The sequence below is a fragment of the Rhodococcus sp. DK176 genome (assembly GCF_038447315.2).
Classification (GTDB): domain Bacteria; phylum Actinomycetota; class Actinomycetes; order Mycobacteriales; family Mycobacteriaceae; genus Rhodococcus_F; species Rhodococcus_F jostii_A.
In genome coordinates this window covers 1,632,356-1,650,063 of record NZ_CP118321.2, presented here as the reverse complement: position 1 = coordinate 1,650,063, position 17,708 = coordinate 1,632,356, and the positions used below count along the sequence as shown (strand labels likewise).

Below are 17,708 nucleotides of genomic sequence, written 5' to 3'. Positions count from 1 at the left end.
AGGGTCGTGGCATGGCCAGCTGGAATGAGTTCGCCGAAGCTGCTCCGCGGATTGCCGCTATCTTCTCCCGCCGGCACGCGGCGACCGGAAACCTGTGCATGCTCGGCACCCTTCGCTCCGACGGATTCCCGCGGATCAGCCCGGTCGAGCCGAGGTTCTTCGAGAATCAGTTGTGGATCGCCGGAATGCCGAACACCACGAAGTTCCGGGATCTGGCTCGCGATCCGCGGTTCTGCCTGCACACCGCGACCGTTGATACCGAGGTGAAGGAGGGTGACGCAAAACTGTGGGGGGTCGTCGACGACGTCCAGGACAAGGCCCTGCATCAGCGTTTCGCACAGGCGCTGTTCGACGAGACCGGGTTCGACATCCGGGGGCAGGAATTCGATCACTGCTACCGAGCCGACCTGACCGGGGGCTCGGCGGTGGAGGTCGGCGACGGCCACATGGACATCACCATCTGGAAACCGGGAGAGCCCGAACACGTCGTGCGGAAGCACTGACTGCTGACTCCGGCCACGGCACCACCGTCAAACGGGGCCATTCCTTCTGCCACCGGGCGGCTTTGGATTCGTACACCTCCCGCGCGGCGAGGACGGGGTTCGGGCGCAGGATCATGTCGAAGAGGTCGGTGAATCCGTTCGTTTCTGACCTCGACGCGCACGTCGAGGTCGTTCTGGAACACGGCGCCTGCGGTCAGGTACCACTCCGAGAGGCCGAGTTGGGGTGCGCGGTCCAGGATGGTGGTAATGCACGGGTTGGTCCGAAGGATGCGGACGAAGTTCCGCTCCTCGGGAGGGCGGCTCTGCATGATCCGATCGTATGGCCTGGACATACATGGACATCCAACTATAGGATGGGCTACATATTCGGAACTCCTTCATCATCGAGCAAGAAACGGGTTCGCACAATGGTTCAAGAGCTATCCCACTTCGTCGGCGGCAAGCGCGTCCCCGGTGCCTCCAACAAGTTCGGCGACGTCTACGACCCCAATACCGGTGAGGTCCAGGCGCGCGTGCCTCTCGCCGACAAGGCCGAGACCGAGGCGATCATCGCGAACGCGGTGGATGCTCAGCGGGAATGGGCGCTGTTCAACCCGCAGAAGCGGGCCCGCGTCCTGATGAAGTTCCTCCAGCTCGTGCAGGAGGAGATGGATTCGCTGGCGCGCCTCCTGTCGTCCGAGCACGGCAAGACGATCCCCGACGCGAAGGGCGACATCCAGCGCGGCCTCGAGGTCATCGAGTTCGCCCTCGGCGCCCCGCACCTGCTCAAGGGTGAGTACACGGAATCCGCCGGAACCGGCATCGACGTGTACTCGATGCGTCAGCCGCTCGGCGTCGTCGCGGGCATCACGCCCTTCAACTTCCCGGCCATGATCCCGCTGTGGAAGGCCGGTCCCGCGCTGGCCGCCGGTAACGCGTTCATCCTCAAGCCGTCCGAGCGCGACCCGTCGGTGCCGCTGCGTCTGGCCGAGCTGTTCCTCGAGGCCGGTCTGCCCGCAGGCGTGTTCAACGTGGTCAACGGTGACAAGGAAGTGGTGGACGTCCTGCTCACCGACGACCGCGTCAAGGCTGTCGGCTTCGTCGGTTCCACGCCGATCGCGCAGTACATCTACGAGACCGCCGCGGCCCACGGCAAGCGTGCGCAGTGCTTCGGTGGCGCGAAGAACCACGCGATCATCATGCCCGACGCCGACCTCGACGAGGTGGCCGACGCCCTCATCGGCGCAGGTTACGGCTCCGCGGGTGAGCGCTGCATGGCGATTTCCGTCGCGGTCCCGGTGGGCGAGGAGACGGCGGATGCGCTGGTCGCCAAGCTGACCGAACGGGTCGGCAAGCTCACGATCGGCCGCAGCGACGACGAGTCCGCCGACTTCGGTCCGCTCGTCAGCAAGGACGCCCTCGAGCGGGTGAACAACTACATCCAGATCGGCATCGACGAGGGCGCGGAGGCCGTGATCGACGGCCGCGGCTTCACCCTCGAGGGCCACGAGAACGGCTTCTTCGCCGGCGCGACCCTGTTCGACAAGGTCACCACCGACATGCGCGTCTACAAGGAAGAGATCTTCGGACCCGTCCTGCTCGTCGCCCGCGCCGCGGACTACGAGGAAGCACTCCGCCTGCCCACCGAGCACGAGTACGGCAACGGCGTCGCGATCTTCACCCGCGACGGCGACACCGCCCGCGACTTCACCAACCGCGTGAACGTCGGCATGGTCGGCGTCAACGTCCCGATCCCCGTGCCGATCGCGTACCACACGTTCGGCGGCTGGAAGCGCTCCGGCTTCGGCGACCTGAACCAGCACGGTCCCGACTCGTTCCGCTTCTACACCAAGACCAAGACCGTGACGCAGCGTTGGCCCTCAGGCAAGAAGGAAGAGACCAACCACTTCGTCATCCCCACCATGAACTGAACGGACCTCCATGTTCACCTTGACTGATGACGAGCGGGCGATCAGCGACACTGCCCGCGACTTCGCGGCCGAGCATCTCGCGCCTCACGCCGTGGAATGGGATCAGGCCAAGCATTTCCCCGTGGATGTCCTGCGTAAGGCGGCGTCGTTGGGGATGGGTGGGATCTACATCCGCGAGGATGTGGGGGGATCCGAGCTCACTCGTGTCGACGCGGCCCGGATCTTCGAGCAGCTCGCGAAGGGGTGCCCGTCGATCGCCGCCTACATCTCGATCCACAACATGGTGACGTGGATGATCGACCGGTTCGGCACCGACGAGCAGCGCCGCGCGTGGGTGCCGGGGCTGTGTTCGATGGATCAGCTCGGCAGTTACTGCCTGACCGAGCCGGGTGCCGGTTCGGATGCGGCGGCGCTGAGCACCCGGGCGGTCCGCGACGGCGACGACTACGTCCTCAACGGGGTCAAGCAGTTCATCTCCGGTGCCGGCACCTCGGAGGTGTATGTGGTGATGGCCCGCACCGGGGAGGGCGGGCCCCGCGGGATTTCGGCGTTCATCGTCCCGAAGGGTTCGCCGGGTCTGTCCTTCGGGCCGAACGAGGTGAAGATGGGCTGGAACGCCCAGCCCACCCGTCAGGTGATCTTCGAGGACGTGCGGGTGCCGGCGGGCAACCTGCTCGGTTCCGAGGGCGGCGGGTTCCGGATCGCGATGGCGGGCCTGAACGGGGGCCGGCTCAACATCGCGGCGTGTTCGGTGGGCGGCGCGCAGACCGCGCTGGAGCGGGCCGTCGCCTACCTGGCGGACCGGAAGGCGTTCGGTGCGCCGTTGCTCGACTCGCAGGCCCTGCAGTTCCAGCTCGCCGACATGCGCACCGAACTGGAGGCGGCCCGCACCCTGCTGTGGCGGGCGGCGGCCGCGCTCGAGGACGGCGCTCCCGACGTCGTCGAGCTGTGTGCGATGGCGAAGCGCTTCGCCACCGACACCGGTTTCGAGGTGGCCAACCGGGCGCTGCAGCTGCACGGGGGTTACGGCTATCTTGCGGAGTACGGAATCGAGAAGATCGTCCGCGACCTGCGGGTCCACCAGATCCTCGAGGGCAGCAACGAGATCATGCGGGTGGTCATCGCCCGCAGCGTCATCGGAAACAGAGGAGCGGTATGACCGACGCGGTACCCACGGAACCGGAAGTTCTGATCACCACGAGCGGCGGGCTGGGCCGGATCGTGCTCAATCGGCCCCGGGCGATCAACGCCCTCAATCATGCGATGGTCCGGCAGATCGCGGCGGCGTTGGCCGAGTGGTCCGGCGACGACGCGGTGCGGGCGGTGGTGATCACCGGTGCCGGTGAGCGTGGCCTGTGCGCCGGCGGCGACATCGTCTCGATCTACCACGACGCGAAGGACGGGGGCACCGGTTCGCGGGAGTTCTGGCGCGAGGAGTACCTCCTCAACGCGGCCATCGCGAACTACGGCAAGCCGTATGTGGCGATCATGGACGGCATCGTGATGGGCGGCGGCGTCGGGGTGTCGGCGCACGGCAGCGTGCGGATCGTCACCGAGCGGTCGATGATCGGCATGCCCGAGACCGGGATCGGTTTCGTCCCCGATGTCGGGGGCACCTACCTGCTCGCCCGCACCCCGGGTGAGCTGGGCACCCACATCGCCCTGACCACCGCCCGGCTCGGTGCCGGCGACGCGATCGCCTGCGGGTTCGCCGACCACTTCATCCCGTCCGGGAAGATCGAGCGGTTCCTCGACGCACTGTCGACCACGCCGGTTCAGGAGGCGCTCGCACAGTTCACCGAACCGGCTCCCGCCTCGGAACTGCTGGCGCAGCGGGGTTGGATCGACGCCGCGTACTCGGCGAACAGTGTCGCCGACATCGTCGCCCGGCTGCAGGCCAGTGGGGTCCCCGAGGCTCGGAAGGCGGCCGAGCAGGTGCGCGCGAAGTCGCCGACCGCGTGCGCGGTCACCCTGACATCGCTGCGCCGAGCCCGGCGGGCCGGCAGCCTCGAGGAAGTCCTCAACGACGAATTCCGGGTGTCCGTCGCCTGCCTGAGCTCACCCGACCTCGTCGAGGGCATCCGCGCGCAGGTCGTGGACAAGGACCGCAACCCGCAATGGTCGCCCGCCACCATCGAGGAGGTCGACGAAGCGCAGGTCGACGCGTTCTTCGCCCCACTCGGCGACCTCGAACTCGGGCTCACGGCCCCGCAGCGCCAGCACTGACCACCAGCCACACGCGTCCAGGAGGGACTGCTATGAGCACTACCGTCGGATTTCTGGGACTCGGCCACATGGGTGGTCCCATGGCGGCCAACCTCGTCAAGGCGGGGCACACGGTGGTCGGCTTCGACCTCGCGCCCGCCGCACTCGAACAGGCAGTGAAAGACGGTGTCACCGTCGCTGATTCGGCCGTCGAGGCCGTGCGTGAGGTGGACGTCGTGATCACGATGCTGCCGAGCGGCAAGCACGTTCTCGAGCTCTACGCGGAGATCCTGCCCGCCGCGAAGCCGGGCACCCTGTTCATCGATTCGTCCACCATCGACGTCGCGGACGCCCGGGCGGCGCACGACGAGGCGGTCGAGGCGGGCCACCGTTCGGTGGACGCACCCGTCTCCGGTGGCGTCGTCGGCGCCACCGCGGGAACTCTCGCGTTCATGGTCGGCGGCACGGCGGACGACTTCGAGTCCGCGAAGCCGCTGCTCGACGTGATGGGCAAGAAGGTCGTCCACTGCGGAGACCCGGGCAACGGTCAGGCCGCGAAGATCTGTAACAACATGATTCTGGGCGTGTCGATGATCGCCGTCAGCGAGGCGTTCGTCCTCGGCGAGAAGCTGGGTCTGAGCAACCAGGCCCTGTTCGACGTCGCGTCCAACGCGTCGGGTCAGTGCTGGGCGCTCACCACCAACTGTCCTGTGCCCGGACCGGTTCCGACGAGCCCGGCCAACAACGACTACCAGCCGGGCTTCGCGGCCGCGCTGATGGACAAGGATCTCGGTCTCGCCGCGAATGCGCTGAAGACCAACGGCGTCGAGGCGGACCTCGGGCTGCGTGCCGCGGAGCTGTACAGCCGGTTCCACGCCGCCGGTGGTGGTGGCCAGGACTTCTCGGCCATCATCAACGACATCCGTGACCGTTCTACCAAGGGAGACCAGTGACCGACTTCGAGACCATCCTGCTCGAACGCAAGGGCCGGGTGGGGATCATCACCCTCAACCGTCCGAAAGCGCTCAACGCCCTGAACTCCGAGCTGATGCGCGAGGTCGTGTCGGCGGTAGAGGAGTTGGAGAAGGATTCGGAGATCGGTGCCATTCTGATCACCGGTTCCGATCGCGCATTCGCGGCGGGCGCCGACATCAAGGAGATGCAGCCCAAGTCGTACATGGACGTCTACCTGGACGACTTCTTCGCCGCGTGGGATCGGCTCGCCGCGGCCCGCAAGCCGACGATCGCGGCCGTCGCCGGTTACGCGCTCGGCGGCGGATGCGAGCTGGCGATGCTCTGCGACATCCTGATCGCCGCCGACACCGCGAAGTTCGGTCAGCCGGAGATCAAGCTCGGTGTCATCCCCGGCATCGGCGGTTCACAGCGGCTGACGCGCGCGGTGGGTAAGGCCAAGGCCATGGAATTGTGCCTGACCGGCCGGAACATGGACGCCGAGGAAGCCGAACGCGCCGGACTGGTGTCGCGGATCGTGCCCGCCGCGGATCTCCTGGACGAGGCGCTGCAGACGGCGACCACCATCGCCGAGATGTCGCTTCCGGTCGCGATGATGGCGAAGGAAGCCGTGAACCGCTCGTTCGAGACCACCCTCACCGAGGGTGTCCGGTTCGAGCGTCGGGTGTTCCATTCGACGTTCGCCACCGAGGATCAGAAGGAAGGGATGGCGGCGTTCGTCGAGAAGCGTGCGCCCGTCTTCAAGCACCGCTAGAAGCCCTGAAAACGACTGTCGCCCCGCACCGGGATCCGGTGCGGGGCGACAGTCGTCTCACCACTTGGTGGGGGCGTCCCCGGTGTCGAAATCGCCTGCCTCGCGGCGCAGTTCGGCGAGGATCGTGACCAGCTGCTCCAGCTTGTCGCCGGACACCCCGGGGCGCGAGAACACCTGGGCGTTGAGTCGCTCGGTGGACTCGACAGCCAGTTTCCTTCCCGCATCGGTGATTTCGATCAGGGTGGCGCGGCGATCGCTCGGATGCGGGACACGCCGCACGAGGTTCGCAGTTTCGAGCCGGTCGACGGCGTTGGTGACGCTCGTGGGGTGAACCTGAAGGCGCGCGCTGGCCTTCGCCATCGGGAGCGCGCCCGTGCGCGTGAACGTCAGCAGTGTCAGCAATTCGTACCGGGCGAATGTGAGCCCCGACGGCTTGAGCACCTCTTCCACCCTGGCCATCATGATCTGCTGTGCCCGCATCACCGAGGTCACCGCGGCCATGCCGTCGGCTACATCACCCCAGCCGTGCTTCGTCCACTGCCGGTGGGCCTCTTCGATGGGGTCGAGATGAAGTGGTGACGGTGGTGGCATGCGTCGATCATCCCATGTCGGGTGATGGGCCGCGAAAGTCTGCCGAGCGTGTCGTCAGTGCGCTTCCGCCTTCGCGGCGGCCGCCAACGCCACCAGCCCGAGTCCCGCGCACGCCGTCATCGTGACCGCGAGTGCGACGCCGGTGTTGCCGAGCACGCCGACCAGGGGAGCGATCAGTGCGCCGACACCGAACTGCAGGGCGCCGAGCAGTGCGGCCGCCGTGCCGGCCGCCTCTCCGTGCCGGCCGAGGGCCAGCGCCGGGGCGTTGGGCAGGACGAAGCCGACACCGGCGAGGAGGAACCACAGCGGAACGACGAACCCGACGAGCCCGCCGAACTCGAAGTGGGCGGTGGTGACGAGCGCCAGCCCGGCCACCGTCGCGAAGGCGAGGGCCGACACCGTGATCTGCAACGGTGACCAGCGTGCCAGGGCGCGGACGTTGAGTTGCGAGGCGCCGATCAGAGCGATCGCGCCGGAGCTGAACAGCAGTGCGAACTGCTGCTCGTCCAGGCCGTACTGGTCCTGGAACACGAACGACGCACCGGAGACGTACGAGAACAACGATCCCATCGCCACACTCGACACGAGGGCGAGCACCATGAACGCGCGGTCGCCCAGCAGGCTCTTGTAGGTGCTCAGCACGGCGCGCAGATTGCTCTTGCGCCGCCGCTCCGGCGGCAGCGTCTCCGTCAGACCCCACACGCCGATCAACGCCGTCAGCGTGCCGATCACGGCGAGGACGACGAAGATTCCGCGCCAGTCGACGGCGATGAGGAGCGCCCCGCCGATACTCGGGGCGAGAACGGGTGCGACACCGAGCACGAGCATCAGTCGCGACATCACAACGGCCACGGTGTTCCCCGAGAACAGGTCGCGCACGACGGCGAGCGCGACCACCGCTGCGGCGGCGGCCCCGATGCCCTGGAAGACGCGAAGCACACCCAGAACGGCGACGGTCGGCGCGAAGACCGCGAGCACGGACGCGACGACGTGGACTCCGATACCGGCGATCAGCGGCCGCCTGCGACCGAGGCTGTCCGCGAGCGGTCCGACGATCAACTGTCCCAGCGCGAGGCCGAGCAGAGTGCCGGTGATGGTCAGCTGGACCGCGGACGAGGATGCGCCGAGGTCGGTTCCGATGTCCGGAAGCGCGGGCAGGTACATGTCGATGGTGAAGGGACCGAGGGCCACCATCGCGCCCAGTACCAGGATCACCCGAAGGCTGGGACGGGTGGTTGTCCGGTCGGCGGTCGGGGCGGCGCGTTCTTCGGTCTCGGTCATGAAGCAACACAGCAACGAGGGCACGTGGTTTGTTCCCGCCCCGGCGTGTCGGTTTCAGAATCACCCTGAGCGTAACCCTCGCGTCCGGGGCACCGGCCGGGCACAGTAATCATCGATGCGGGTGTGACTGAGTGGTTGAGGTACCGGCCTGCAAAGCCGTTCACACGGGTTCGAATCCCGTCACTCGCTCGGGTGAGAACCGGCAGGTGATGCACCTGCCGGTTCTCTTTCGTGTTTCACACGTCTTCGAGGCGAATGCCCTTGGTCTCCTTCATGAACAGGCACGCGACGCCGGTGAGGACGGCCAGCACCATGATGTAGACGCCGAACACCCAGCCGAGGTCGAGTCCGAGGAGGAGCTGGTTCAGGTACGGGGCGGTGCCACCGAACACCGCGACGGAGAACGAATACGCGAATCCGATCGCCTGGGTGCGCAGTCGCGTCGGGAAACTCTCCGACAGCGTGGAGGACAGAATCGACGCCGGGACCGCGACGATCAGCAGGGCGGCGGTGGTGGCGACGAGCAGGGTCCACCCGTCGGACGTGATCATCATCGTCAGCGGCAACTGCAGGACGAACATCAGAACCGCGAAGGCGCCCAGCATGGGCCGTCGGCCGATCTTGTCGGAGAGCAACCCGAGGAACGGCAGCGAGACCAGAGCGATCAGCTGAGCGATCACCAGCATCCAGTACGCGGTGTCGGGGTTCATGCCCTGCTGCGTGATCGCGTACGTGGAGATGTACGACGTCCACGTGTAGTGCGCGGCCGTGATGCCCGAGGTCATCCCGATCATCAGGAGGATCGCCCGGACGACGGTGCGACGGGGGATGCTCGGCTGATCGTCATCCTTCTGCGCAGCGTCGAAGACGTCGCTCTCGTCCATGCTGCGGCGCAGGTACAGGGCGAACAGTGCCAGGAGCGCGCCGATGAGGAACGGGATCCGCCAACCCCATTGACCGACAGCGGTGTCGGACAGGGAGGTGGTGACGACGCCGCCGACGGTGTAGGCCAGCACCGAACCGCCGAAGATCGCGATGAACGCGACGCTGCCCCACATGCCGCGCCGGTGCGGAGGCGCGATCTCACCGACGTAGGAATACGCGGTCGCGGACTCGCCGCCGTGCGCGAAGCCCTGCATGACGCGCGCGGTGAGCAGGATCAGCGACGCCCACGCGCCGATCGTCGAGTAGGTGGGCATCACCCCGATGATCAGGCTGCCGGTGGCCATCATCAGCATGGTGGTGACGAGGACGAACTTGCGTCCGCGCTTGTCGGCGATCCGGCCGAAGATGATCCCGCCGAGCGGGCGCATCAGGAACCCGACCGCGAACACGGCGAGCGTGGACAGCAAGGCCGAGACCGGGTCCGAGTTGCTGAACATCGCCGCCGCGATGAACGGGGCGAACACCGCGTACGCGCTCCACTCGTACCACTCGAGGACGTTGCCGACGGAGCTGGCGAGGAGCGATTTCTTGCGGGAGGCGAGGGTGGTGCCGGAATGGGTGTCAGGCTGGTCCTGGCGAGTGAGGTCGACGTTCACGTGCAGTCACTTTCGTCGGGGTTGCGGAGTCGAGATGTCGAGGGGAGGTGCTGTCAGCGCAGGTCGCTGCGACGGATCTTGCCCGTCTGGGTCTTCGGGAGGTCGGTGATGATGTGCACCAGTCGCGGCCGCTTGTACGCGGCGAGCCGGTCGCGGGCGAACGCGACGAGTTCGTCCTCGGTGGCGGTCGCGCCCTTACGGAGCGAGACGTAGGCCACCACCGATTCGCCCTGGTAGTCGTCGGGTTGCCCGACGACGGCGGCCTCGTGCACGGCCGGGTGCTCGTAGAGGGTGTCCTCGACCTCACGGGGCCACACCTTGTACCCGGACACGTTGATCTGATCCTTGAGCCGGTCGACGAGGTACACCCACCCCGCCTCGTCGATGATCGCGACGTCCCCGGTGCGCAGCCGTCCGCCGGGCAGTGTGTCCCGGGAGGCGTCGGGGTTGCGCCAGTAGCCCGAAACAACTTGCGGTCCGGCGATTTCCAGTTCGCCTGCTGTGTGGGGCGGAACGGGGTCGCCATTCGGGTCGACGGCGCGGACGTCCACCCGGGGCAGCGGGAGACCGATGGACAGTGAGCCGCTCGACGGGTCGACCGGCGCCCGCTTGCCGGGTGGCACCGCGATCACTCCGGCCGTCGTCTCGGTCATCCCGTATGCGTTGTGGATGTACTTGCCGAATCGGGCCTCGAACTTCTCCACGGTCGCAGGCGGGATGGGCGCGCCGCCCGAGTAGAGGGTCTTGACCGAGGCGAAGTGGTCCGCGCTCACTCCCGGCACCTCGGACAGTGCGTTGAACACGGTGATCGATCCGATCGTGTAGGTCACCCGGTGCTCCACGAATGTTTCCAGTGCGACGGCCGCGTTGAACCTGTTCGCGAAGACGAGCAGACAGTCCCGGACGAGGGCCACACTCGCATTGAGCACGGCACCGGTGATGTGGAACAGGGGAGCGACGGCGAACACGACGTCCCCGTCGACGACGCCGGCACAGTCACCGAAGTCGAGTGCGGTGGCCAGCACGTTGGCGTGGGAGTTGAGCGCGCCCTTCGGTGGGCCGGTGGTCCCGGAGGTGTAGGTGAGCAGCGCGAGGTCGTCTCCGCCGAGTTCGACCAGGGGAGGCCGCCTGCCGCCAAAACGCGCGAGGAGTTCGACGAGGTCGCCGTCGGTCGCCGGCGTGGCGCGGGTGGTGGACTCGAACACCCGCGGATCGTTGCGGGTCTGGAAATCGAGGGCGCTGGTGCTGATCGAGAATCGCACGCTGCTGCCGCGCAGGGTCTCGGCCGTGGCCGCGGCGCTCACGTCTTCGCAAATGATGCCGATCGGTTCGCCGTCGTCGACGAGGCGGCGGAGTTCGTTGCCGCGGTACATCGGGTTGAGTACCAGCGCCGCTGCGCCGACCTTCCACAGCGCCAGCAGAGCGAGGACGTACTGCGGCACGTTCTGTAGGTAGATGCCGACCCGGTCACCGCGCCCGACACCCCACTCGCTCAGCGCGACGGCGAGGGCGTCCGACAGGTCGTCGACCTCACGGGCCGTGAGGACGCCATCGAAATAGGCCACGGCCGGGTGATCGGGATGCGCCTGCACGCGCGATCGCCACGCGTCGAGAGTGGTCGCTACGGGTGGCTTTTGGATTCCGTCGTTGATGAACGTCGACGACACCGCATGTCCTTTCTCCGGCTCGGTCGGAACGGGATGTCCGAATTCGAGCGGCCGACCGATCACTCGCTCGGTCGGTGTGGGCAAGTGTTGTGTGTCACACGAGGTGTGTCAAGTCGGGCCCCCCGCCGCTCGGCGGAAACCGGGGTTTCCGTGGCGACCCCAGCGACGGTTGCGGCTCATATTTCCGTCTGGCAATATGAGGCTATGAGCGCCTACGCCGCCCTGGCCGAGCCGCACCGCAGGCAGATTCTCGACCTGCTGCGTGAGGGTGAGCGGCCCGCCGGAGAACTGGTGGAGCGCATCGCGCTCAGTCAGCCCGGCGTGTCCAAGCATCTCAAGGTGCTGCGCGAGGCCGGGCTCGTCGTGGTGCGCGCGGATGGCAAACAACGTCTGTACGCGCTGCGCCCAGAACCCCTCGCCGAGGTCGACCGGTGGCTGGAGCCGTATCGCGCGTACTGGTCGAGGCGCCTCGACGCCCTCGAACGACACCTGGAGGAGAACCCATGACCGACGGAACCCTGGAGACGATCGACGGTCGTCCGGCGCTGCGTTTCGAGCGCACGCTCGCCCACTCGGTCGAGCGCGTGTGGCGGGCGGTCAGCGTGCCGGCGGAGCTCGAGCGCTGGTTTCCTGCCGCCGCCGAGTGGACACCGGCGACAGGGGAGACCTTCGAGGCTTACGGCGCGACCGGTGAGGTGATCGAGGTCGATGCACCCCATCGGCTGGCGTGGACCTTCGGCGGTGAGCAGTACAGCTTCGATCTGACCGCGGAGGGAGACGGGTGCCGGCTGATCTTCATTCATGTCTTCGGCGACCGTGCGATCGCAGCGCAGACCGCGGCCGGCTGGGAGACCTACTTCGCGCGGCTCGAGCCTCATCTCGCCGGCGGGTTCCTCTCCGAGGCGGAGGCGCACGGGTCGTGGGACCGGTGGGAGGAACTTCACGAGCGCTACGCCGAGCGCTTCGGCGTCGACCCGACGCCGGGACGGCAATTCCTGGAGGCGCAGCGCGCCGGCCAATGACATCCCGTAGGCCCTGGGAGGCACGACGCGCGCCGAATTCCTAGCTCGCGACGCGGTAGTGGAGGAAGGCGAGGCCGCTGCCGAAACGGCGCTCGTCCAGCAGTTCCGGCCTGCATCGGACGCGCTCCGGGAGAGACCGGGTGTGGTCCGGATCAGCGTGTCACGTCGAGTGCATCGACGTCGACGCCTGCCGCCGGAAGCAGGTGATAGAAAGCGCGTTCGCAGAGATCGATCATGTCCGTACGGTCCATGGTCGGCTCGTCGAGCCACGACAGCACGATCTCTTCCATGAACGCCTGCCATCCCGAGATCGCGGCCTCGAGCGCGGGCGTCGTCGGCACCCCGAACTCGGCCAGCGACGCGCCTATCCAGCGGGTGAACGTGCGCCGCATGCCGCGGTAGATCTGCCGCATCCGCTCGTCGCCGCTACCGGCCATCCGCATGACCGCCAGATAAATGGTGGGGTGCTCGATCACCGCGTCCGCGAACGTCTCGACCCCGGCCCGGAGCTGCCCGGACACGGGGAGCGTCGCGTCCGGTGTCATCCGGCGTTGCAGTTCGGAGGCCGAGGCCTCGAGGACGGCGTTGCGAAAACCCGGCTTGTTCTTGAAGTAGTGGAACAGCAGGGGCGGGGAGACGCCCGCCTCGGCCGCCACCTGGTCCATCGACAGGTCGTCGAACGGCACCGTCTCGAGAAGCCGGACGGCCACGTCGAGGATCTGCGCGCGCCGATCTTCGGGAGAGCGGGGTGTGGCGGCCACCCCTGCACTCTATTGAGGAACCCTCGAGGCGTCCATTGACTTTTACTCAACGGAAAACGTAACCTCGGGTTACACATACCGAGTGTGAGGAGCGCAACAATGTCGGATTTCGATGTCGTCGTCAATGGTGGGCTGTGGTTCGACGGAACCGGATCCGCGCCCCGGCGGCGCAATCTCGGCATCCGCGACGGTGTCGTCGTCCGCGCATCGATCCGTCCGCTGCCCGTCGGGCCCGACACCGAGATCATCGATGCGGCAGGCAAATGGGTGGTCCCCGGGTTCGTGGACGTGCACACCCACTACGACGCCGAGGTGCTGGTCAGCCCCGGACTGCCGGAGTCGGTGCGACACGGCGTGACCACCGTCGTCCTCGGAAACTGCTCCCTGTCCACCGTGTACTCGACGCCGCGCGAGTGCGCCGACCTGTTCAGCCGGGTCGAGGCCGTGCCACACGAGTCCGTGCTCAGGATCCTGGAGGAGAACAAGATCTGGCAGAGCCCGGCGGAGTACGTCGAGGCACTCGAATCGCTGCCGCTCGGCCCCAACATCGCCGGTTTCATCGGGCACTCGGACATCCGCACCCATGTGCTCGGCCTCGGCCGGGGCACCGACAAGCGGGTCAAGCCGAGTGCTCGCGAACTCGAGCGGATGGGCACGATGCTCACCGAGGCCGTGGACGCCGGCTTCCTCGGCCTGTCCTCGATGACGAATGCGCTCGACAAGATCGACGGCGACGAATACCGTTCGCGCTCATTGCCGTCCACGTATGCGCGGTGGAAGGAGTTCCGCTTCCTCAACCGCATCCTGCGCGAGCGTGGCAAGATCCTGCAGAGCGCGCCGACGATCAACCTGCACCCCAACGTCGCGGGATTCTTCGCGGAGAGTTCGGGTCTGGGACGACGCAAGCCGCTCAAGACGTCGCTGCTGTCGGCGGCGGACTCGAAGGCCTACCCGCCGATCGTGTACTTCATGCTCGCCGCGGCGCCACTGCTGAACCGCTTCGCGAAGACCGACTTCAAGTGGCAGCACCTCCCGGTGCCGTTCACCGTCTACGCGGACGGAATCGACCTCGTGGTGTTCGAGGAGTTCGGTGCCGGCGCGGCGGCCCTGCATCTCAAGGACCAGGTGGAGCGAAACGCCCTGCTGCAGGACGAATCCTACCGACGTCGGTTCCGCAAGGACTACGACAACAAGTTCAGCCCCCGCATCTGGCACCGCAATTTCTACGACGCGGTGATCGTCGGTTGCCCCGACGAGACGCTGATCGGCAAGACGTTCGGCGCGGTGGGCGACCTGCGTGGCGTCCACCCGGTCGACGCGTACCTCGATCTCGTCGTGAAGTACGGCACCGACCTGCGGTGGCGGACCACTATCGCCAATCATCGACCCAAGTTCGCGAAGAAACTCGCGGCGAGCTCCGGCGTGCAGATGGGATTCGGCGACGCGGGTGCGCACCTACGCAACATGGCGTTCTACAACTATCCGATCCGGTTGCTGAAGAAGGTCAAGGACGCGCAGTCCGACCGCAAGCCATTCCTGTCCGTCGAACGCGCCGTCCACCGGCTGACGGGAGAACTGGCCGACTGGTACGGCATCGACGCCGGACATCTGCGCGAGGGGGACCGCGCCGATCTCGTCGTCATCGATCCGGCGGGCCTCGACGCCACCGTGGACGGATTGTTCGAGGCCGAGGTCCCCGAGTACGGCGGTCTGCGCCGGATGGTGAACCGCAGCGACGGCGCGGCGGTCGCGACGGTGATCAACGGCAGGCTCGTCTACCGCGACGGGGAGTTCACCGGCGGGTTCGGCGTCACCAAGACGGGACGGTTCCTCCGCGCCGGAGCGTCGGCCGCCGACCGCAGCCACCGTGAGCCGGTCGTCCGATGAGCGGCACGGAACGGATCGGCACGTTCACCCGGGACGGGCTCGTGTTCGACGTCCGCGACGAGGGTCCGATCGACGGCACGCCGGTGGTGCTGTTACATGGATTCCCCCAGGACTCGCGGTCGTGGGACGAACTGGCGCCGCTGCTGCACCGGCGGGGATTCCGCACCCTCGCGCCGGACCAGCGTGGCTATTCGGCCGGGGCCCGGCCCCGCGCCCGCTGGGCGTACCGCGCCTCGGAACTGGTCGCGGACGTCGTCGCGCTCATCGACCAGGCGGGCCTCGGTCCGGCGCATGTCGTCGGGCACGACTGGGGCGCGGCGGTGGCCTGGGGAATCGCGGCGGAACGGCCCGACCGGGTTCGCACGCTCACGGCGCTGTCGGTGCCGCACCCGGCGGCGTTCGTGCGGGCGATGCTCACCAGTCGCCAGATCCTGAAGTCCTGGTACATGTTCGCGTTCCAGCTGCCGTGGATTCCGGAGCGGCTGATCACCCCGGACGGTTACGGCTACCGGGCACTGCTCGCCAGCGGCCAATCCGAAGACGGTGCGAAGCGCGACCTGGAGCCCATGCGCGACCGGACGCGGGCCCGGGGCGCCCTGAACTGGTATCGGGCTATCCCGTTCACCGCACCCCGATCGGCCTCCCGGAAGGTGCGGGTGCCCACGCTCTTCGTGTGGAGCGACGGCGACACGGCGATCGGGCCGGTAGGTCCCGAGCTGACCGCACGCTTCGTCGACGGCCCGTACACCTACGAGGTGCTCCGCGGCGTGAGCCACTGGATTCCGGACGAGGCGGCCGAGCGCGTCGACGAACTACTCGGCAGCCACCTGCTCGATCAGTCGTGACGCCGATCGATCCGTCCGCGCTCCGTCGGCGGGCGGTATTGATCGGCTGTCCGCTGTCGGTGAACGCCGCTCCGGCCGGGTGCGTCGTCTGGAAGACTCCGGAGGTATGGAAGCTCAGCGCAGACTGACGCTGGTGACGGCCGCTCCCGAGCAATCACGGGAGGAGCCGCTGGTGCGTGAGCTGTACGGGCGAGTGCTCCGCGAGGCGCGCCGGGACCAGGATCGGAGTCTCGGGGACGTCGCCGCCGCCGTCGGCATGTCGAAGCAGTACCTCTCCGAGATCGAACGCGGGAAGAAGGAGCCGTCGTCGGAAATGCTGCGCGCAGTGTGTGGCGCGCTCGGTCTGCCGGTGGAACACCTGCTGTTCCGGTCCGGGCGCCGGCTCGGCGCGGCGAACCGGAACCCGGCGACCAGGAGCCCGAACCGGCAGGTGCCCACGCTGCTCGCCGCGTAGCGGCCTCCGTCAGGCCGCGACGAGCGTGTCGGCCAGGCCGTACTCGATGGCCTCCTCGGCTGTGAAGATGCGGTCCCGGTCGGTGTCCCGCCGCAGGCGCTCGACGGTCTGACCGGTGTGTTTACTGAGGATCGCCTCGGTCTGCGAACGGACCCGCATGATCTCCGCGGCCTGGAGCGCCAGGTCGGAGATCGTGCCGTTGCCCTGGGTGGACGGCTGGTGCAGAAGCGTCCGGGAATGGGCCAGTACGTGGCGGTGTCCCTTGGTTCCCGCCGCCAGGAGTACGGCGGCGGCGGACGCGGCCTGACCCATGCAGTACGTGGCGATGGTCGGTCGGAGGAACTGCATCGTGTCGTAGATCGCGAGCATCGCGGTCGTGGAGCCGCCGGGCGAATTGATGTACAGCCCGATCTCCTGATCGGAACTGTCCGCCTGGAGGTGGAGCAGCTGTGCCATCACGACGTTGGCGACTCCGTCGTCGATCTCGGTGCCCAGGAAGACGATCCGCTCGTTCAGCAGTCGGCTGAAGATGTCGAACGACCGCTCGCCTGCCGGGGTGCGCTCGATGACGTGGGGAATGGTGTATTGGGGCATGGCTTCACAATCCAATTCTCGGGGCGGTGGTGTGCGGGGCGATCTCGGCGAAGGAGGACACGACGCGGTCGACGATCCCGTAGTCACGGGCCTCGTCGGCGGTGAACCACCGGTCCCGGTCGCTGTCCTCGGCGATCTGCTCGACCGGATGCCCCGTCTCGGCGGCGAGGATCTCCTGCGACTGTCGTTTCATCCGTTCGAGGCTCTCGGCCTGGATGGCGATGTCGACGGCGGTGCCGCCGATACCCGCCGAGGGCTGGTGCATCATGATGCGGCTGTGCGCCAGGCTGATTCGCTTGCCGTGGGTGCCCGAGCACAGCAGTACCTGGCCCATGCTGGCGGCGAAACCCATGGCGACGGTGACCACGTCGTTGGGAACGAGCTTCATCGTGTCGTAGATGGCCAGGCCGGCGAAGACGGAGCCGCCCGGGGAATTGATGTACAGCACGATGTCGCGTTTGGGGTCGGCGGCCGCGAGCAGCACCAGTTCGGAACAGGCCCGCTCGGCCATTGCGTCGTCCACCTCGCCGGTGAGGAGAATCGTGCGCTGGCGAAACAGTCTGTCCGCCAACAGGTCGCGGTAGTTCAGGTCGGATAGTGCGGCTGTGGTCATGCCTCCATTACTACCGCCGCGTCGGCGCCGGACCGGCACTTGTCTGCTGTGGGCAGACGGCCTGTGCCGGGAAGGTTCCGAACCCCCGGCGACGGCGGGGCGCCCACC

Annotated in this window: 19 protein-coding genes and 1 tRNA gene; 12 read left to right on the top strand and 8 right to left on the bottom strand. The window is 67.5% G+C overall.

Going from position 1 to position 17,708, the window contains the following annotated elements; all coding sequences use genetic code 11:
- Positions 1-11: 11 nt before the first annotated feature.
- Positions 12-503 (top strand): pyridoxamine 5'-phosphate oxidase family protein, encoded by a 492-nt coding sequence (locus PSR88_RS07805; RefSeq protein WP_005252867.1) that lies wholly within the window; start codon positions 12-14, stop codon positions 501-503.
- Here the strand turns inward: PSR88_RS07805 and PSR88_RS07800 are convergent.
- On the bottom strand, positions 454-618 hold the full coding sequence (locus tag PSR88_RS07800; protein ID WP_342338066.1) for a hypothetical protein: 165 nt from the start codon (positions 616-618) through the stop codon (positions 454-456). The genes PSR88_RS07805 and PSR88_RS07800 overlap by 50 nt on opposite strands.
- A gap of 292 nt (positions 619-910) precedes the next feature.
- Here PSR88_RS07800 and PSR88_RS07795 point away from each other — a divergent pair, with 292 nt between their 5' ends.
- The 5 genes from PSR88_RS07795 to PSR88_RS07775 are packed head-to-tail and all read left to right on the top strand — an operon-like array spanning position 911 to position 6,344.
- Positions 911-2,413, top strand: a complete 1,503-nt coding sequence (locus PSR88_RS07795; protein ID WP_005564060.1) for a CoA-acylating methylmalonate-semialdehyde dehydrogenase — start codon at positions 911-913, stop codon at positions 2,411-2,413.
- Between the two features lie 10 nt (positions 2,414-2,423).
- Positions 2,424-3,572 carry an isobutyryl-CoA dehydrogenase gene (locus tag PSR88_RS07790; RefSeq protein WP_016880287.1) on the top strand — a complete coding sequence of 383 codons (1,149 nt, stop codon included), beginning with the start codon at positions 2,424-2,426 and terminating at the stop codon, positions 3,570-3,572.
- Positions 3,569-4,639 carry an enoyl-CoA hydratase/isomerase family protein gene (locus tag PSR88_RS07785; protein ID WP_011594512.1) on the top strand — a complete coding sequence of 357 codons (1,071 nt, stop codon included), beginning with the start codon at positions 3,569-3,571 and terminating at the stop codon, positions 4,637-4,639. Before PSR88_RS07790 ends, PSR88_RS07785 begins: the two co-directional genes overlap by 4 nt.
- The gene (mmsB, locus tag PSR88_RS07780) at positions 4,531-5,571 is read left to right on the top strand and encodes a 3-hydroxyisobutyrate dehydrogenase (RefSeq protein ID WP_272943384.1); all 1,041 of its coding nucleotides are present in this window, start codon (positions 4,531-4,533) and stop codon (positions 5,569-5,571) included. The genes PSR88_RS07785 and mmsB overlap by 109 nt, the downstream gene beginning before the upstream one ends.
- A complete protein-coding gene (locus tag PSR88_RS07775; RefSeq protein ID WP_005252879.1) occupies positions 5,568-6,344 on the top strand; it encodes an enoyl-CoA hydratase in 777 nt (258 codons plus the stop codon). Before mmsB ends, PSR88_RS07775 begins: the two co-directional genes overlap by 4 nt.
- A gap of 57 nt (positions 6,345-6,401) precedes the next feature.
- Here PSR88_RS07775 and PSR88_RS07770 read toward each other — a convergent pair whose 3' ends face one another.
- On the bottom strand, positions 6,402-6,935 hold the full coding sequence (locus PSR88_RS07770; protein ID WP_009474224.1) for a MarR family winged helix-turn-helix transcriptional regulator: 534 nt from the start codon (positions 6,933-6,935) through the stop codon (positions 6,402-6,404).
- Positions 6,936-6,989: 54 nt separating this feature from the next.
- Positions 6,990-8,240 (bottom strand): multidrug effflux MFS transporter, encoded by a 1,251-nt coding sequence (locus tag PSR88_RS07765; RefSeq protein WP_009474223.1) that lies wholly within the window; start codon positions 8,238-8,240, stop codon positions 6,990-6,992.
- 93 nt (positions 8,241-8,333) lie between these two features.
- On the opposite strand from PSR88_RS07765, the gene PSR88_RS07760 reads away from it, so the two are divergent.
- Positions 8,334-8,405: transfer RNA gene (locus tag PSR88_RS07760), tRNA-Cys, on the top strand.
- A 47-nt stretch (positions 8,406-8,452) separates the two neighbouring features.
- Here PSR88_RS07760 and PSR88_RS07755 read toward each other — a convergent pair.
- Both PSR88_RS07755 and PSR88_RS07750 read right to left on the bottom strand, forming a co-directional pair.
- On the bottom strand, positions 8,453-9,757 hold the full coding sequence (locus PSR88_RS07755; RefSeq protein WP_009474222.1) for an MFS transporter: 1,305 nt from the start codon (positions 9,755-9,757) through the stop codon (positions 8,453-8,455).
- 53 nt (positions 9,758-9,810) lie between these two features.
- On the bottom strand, positions 9,811-11,424 hold the full coding sequence (locus PSR88_RS07750) for a class I adenylate-forming enzyme family protein (RefSeq protein ID WP_029537719.1): 1,614 nt from the start codon (positions 11,422-11,424) through the stop codon (positions 9,811-9,813).
- A 204-nt stretch (positions 11,425-11,628) separates the two neighbouring features.
- Here PSR88_RS07750 and PSR88_RS07745 point away from each other — a divergent pair, with 204 nt between their 5' ends.
- Positions 11,629-11,931: an ArsR/SmtB family transcription factor gene (locus PSR88_RS07745; RefSeq protein ID WP_009474220.1), complete on the top strand. Its 303-nt coding sequence runs from the start codon at positions 11,629-11,631 to the stop codon at positions 11,929-11,931.
- Positions 11,928-12,446, top strand: coding sequence for an SRPBCC domain-containing protein (locus PSR88_RS07740; protein ID WP_016880284.1), 519 nt, complete (start codon positions 11,928-11,930; stop codon positions 12,444-12,446). Before PSR88_RS07745 ends, PSR88_RS07740 begins: the two co-directional genes overlap by 4 nt.
- Before the next feature lie 152 nt (positions 12,447-12,598).
- Here PSR88_RS07740 and PSR88_RS07735 read toward each other — a convergent pair whose 3' ends face one another.
- Positions 12,599-13,207 (bottom strand): TetR/AcrR family transcriptional regulator, encoded by a 609-nt coding sequence (locus PSR88_RS07735; protein ID WP_016880283.1) that lies wholly within the window; start codon positions 13,205-13,207, stop codon positions 12,599-12,601.
- Between the two features lie 99 nt (positions 13,208-13,306).
- Between PSR88_RS07735 and PSR88_RS07730 the strand changes: the two genes are divergently transcribed.
- The 3 genes from PSR88_RS07730 (at position 13,307) to PSR88_RS07720 (ending at position 16,393) form a co-directional block, all read left to right on the top strand.
- Positions 13,307-15,094, top strand: a complete 1,788-nt coding sequence (locus PSR88_RS07730; RefSeq protein WP_016880282.1) for an N-acyl-D-amino-acid deacylase family protein — start codon at positions 13,307-13,309, stop codon at positions 15,092-15,094.
- Positions 15,091-15,939 carry an alpha/beta fold hydrolase gene (locus tag PSR88_RS07725; protein WP_009474216.1) on the top strand — a complete coding sequence of 283 codons (849 nt, stop codon included), beginning with the start codon at positions 15,091-15,093 and terminating at the stop codon, positions 15,937-15,939. Before PSR88_RS07730 ends, PSR88_RS07725 begins: the two co-directional genes overlap by 4 nt.
- Positions 15,940-16,045: 106 nt before the next feature.
- On the top strand, positions 16,046-16,393 hold the full coding sequence (locus tag PSR88_RS07720; protein WP_009474215.1) for a helix-turn-helix domain-containing protein: 348 nt from the start codon (positions 16,046-16,048) through the stop codon (positions 16,391-16,393).
- 9 nt (positions 16,394-16,402) lie between these two features.
- On the opposite strand, the gene PSR88_RS07715 is transcribed toward PSR88_RS07720, so the two are convergent.
- Both PSR88_RS07715 and PSR88_RS07710 read right to left on the bottom strand, forming a co-directional pair.
- Complete coding sequence (locus PSR88_RS07715; protein ID WP_016880280.1) at positions 16,403-16,987, bottom strand: ATP-dependent Clp protease proteolytic subunit; 585 nt, start codon at positions 16,985-16,987, stop codon at positions 16,403-16,405.
- Positions 16,988-16,991: 4 nt separating this feature from the next.
- On the bottom strand, positions 16,992-17,600 hold the full coding sequence (locus PSR88_RS07710; RefSeq protein ID WP_016880279.1) for a ClpP family protease: 609 nt from the start codon (positions 17,598-17,600) through the stop codon (positions 16,992-16,994).
- Positions 17,601-17,708 lie beyond the last annotated feature (108 nt).

What these genes read in the sequence shown, in the direction of transcription:
- PSR88_RS07740 (WP_016880284.1), top strand. Translation starts at nt 11,928, where the DNA reads ATGACCGACGGAACCCTGGAGACGATCGACGGTCGTCCGGCGCTGCGT.
- PSR88_RS07710 (WP_016880279.1), bottom strand. Translation starts at nt 17,600, where the DNA reads ATGACCACAGCCGCACTATCCGACCTGAACTACCGCGACCTGTTGGCG.
- PSR88_RS07770 (WP_009474224.1), bottom strand. Translation starts at nt 6,935, where the DNA reads ATGCCACCACCGTCACCACTTCATCTCGACCCCATCGAAGAGGCCCAC.
- PSR88_RS07800 (WP_342338066.1), bottom strand. Translation starts at nt 618, where the DNA reads ATGATCCTGCGCCCGAACCCCGTCCTCGCCGCGCGGGAGGTGTACGAA.
- PSR88_RS07720 (WP_009474215.1), top strand. Translation starts at nt 16,046, where the DNA reads ATGGAAGCTCAGCGCAGACTGACGCTGGTGACGGCCGCTCCCGAGCAA.
- PSR88_RS07795 (WP_005564060.1), top strand. Translation starts at nt 911, where the DNA reads ATGGTTCAAGAGCTATCCCACTTCGTCGGCGGCAAGCGCGTCCCCGGT.
- PSR88_RS07805 (WP_005252867.1), top strand. Translation starts at nt 12, where the DNA reads ATGGCCAGCTGGAATGAGTTCGCCGAAGCTGCTCCGCGGATTGCCGCT.
- PSR88_RS07725 (WP_009474216.1), top strand. Translation starts at nt 15,091, where the DNA reads ATGAGCGGCACGGAACGGATCGGCACGTTCACCCGGGACGGGCTCGTG.
- mmsB (WP_272943384.1), top strand. Translation starts at nt 4,531, where the DNA reads ATGGTCGCCCGCCACCATCGAGGAGGTCGACGAAGCGCAGGTCGACGC.
- PSR88_RS07730 (WP_016880282.1), top strand. Translation starts at nt 13,307, where the DNA reads ATGTCGGATTTCGATGTCGTCGTCAATGGTGGGCTGTGGTTCGACGGA.
- PSR88_RS07715 (WP_016880280.1), bottom strand. Translation starts at nt 16,987, where the DNA reads ATGCCCCAATACACCATTCCCCACGTCATCGAGCGCACCCCGGCAGGC.
- PSR88_RS07745 (WP_009474220.1), top strand. Translation starts at nt 11,629, where the DNA reads ATGAGCGCCTACGCCGCCCTGGCCGAGCCGCACCGCAGGCAGATTCTC.
- PSR88_RS07790 (WP_016880287.1), top strand. Translation starts at nt 2,424, where the DNA reads ATGTTCACCTTGACTGATGACGAGCGGGCGATCAGCGACACTGCCCGC.
- PSR88_RS07785 (WP_011594512.1), top strand. Translation starts at nt 3,569, where the DNA reads ATGACCGACGCGGTACCCACGGAACCGGAAGTTCTGATCACCACGAGC.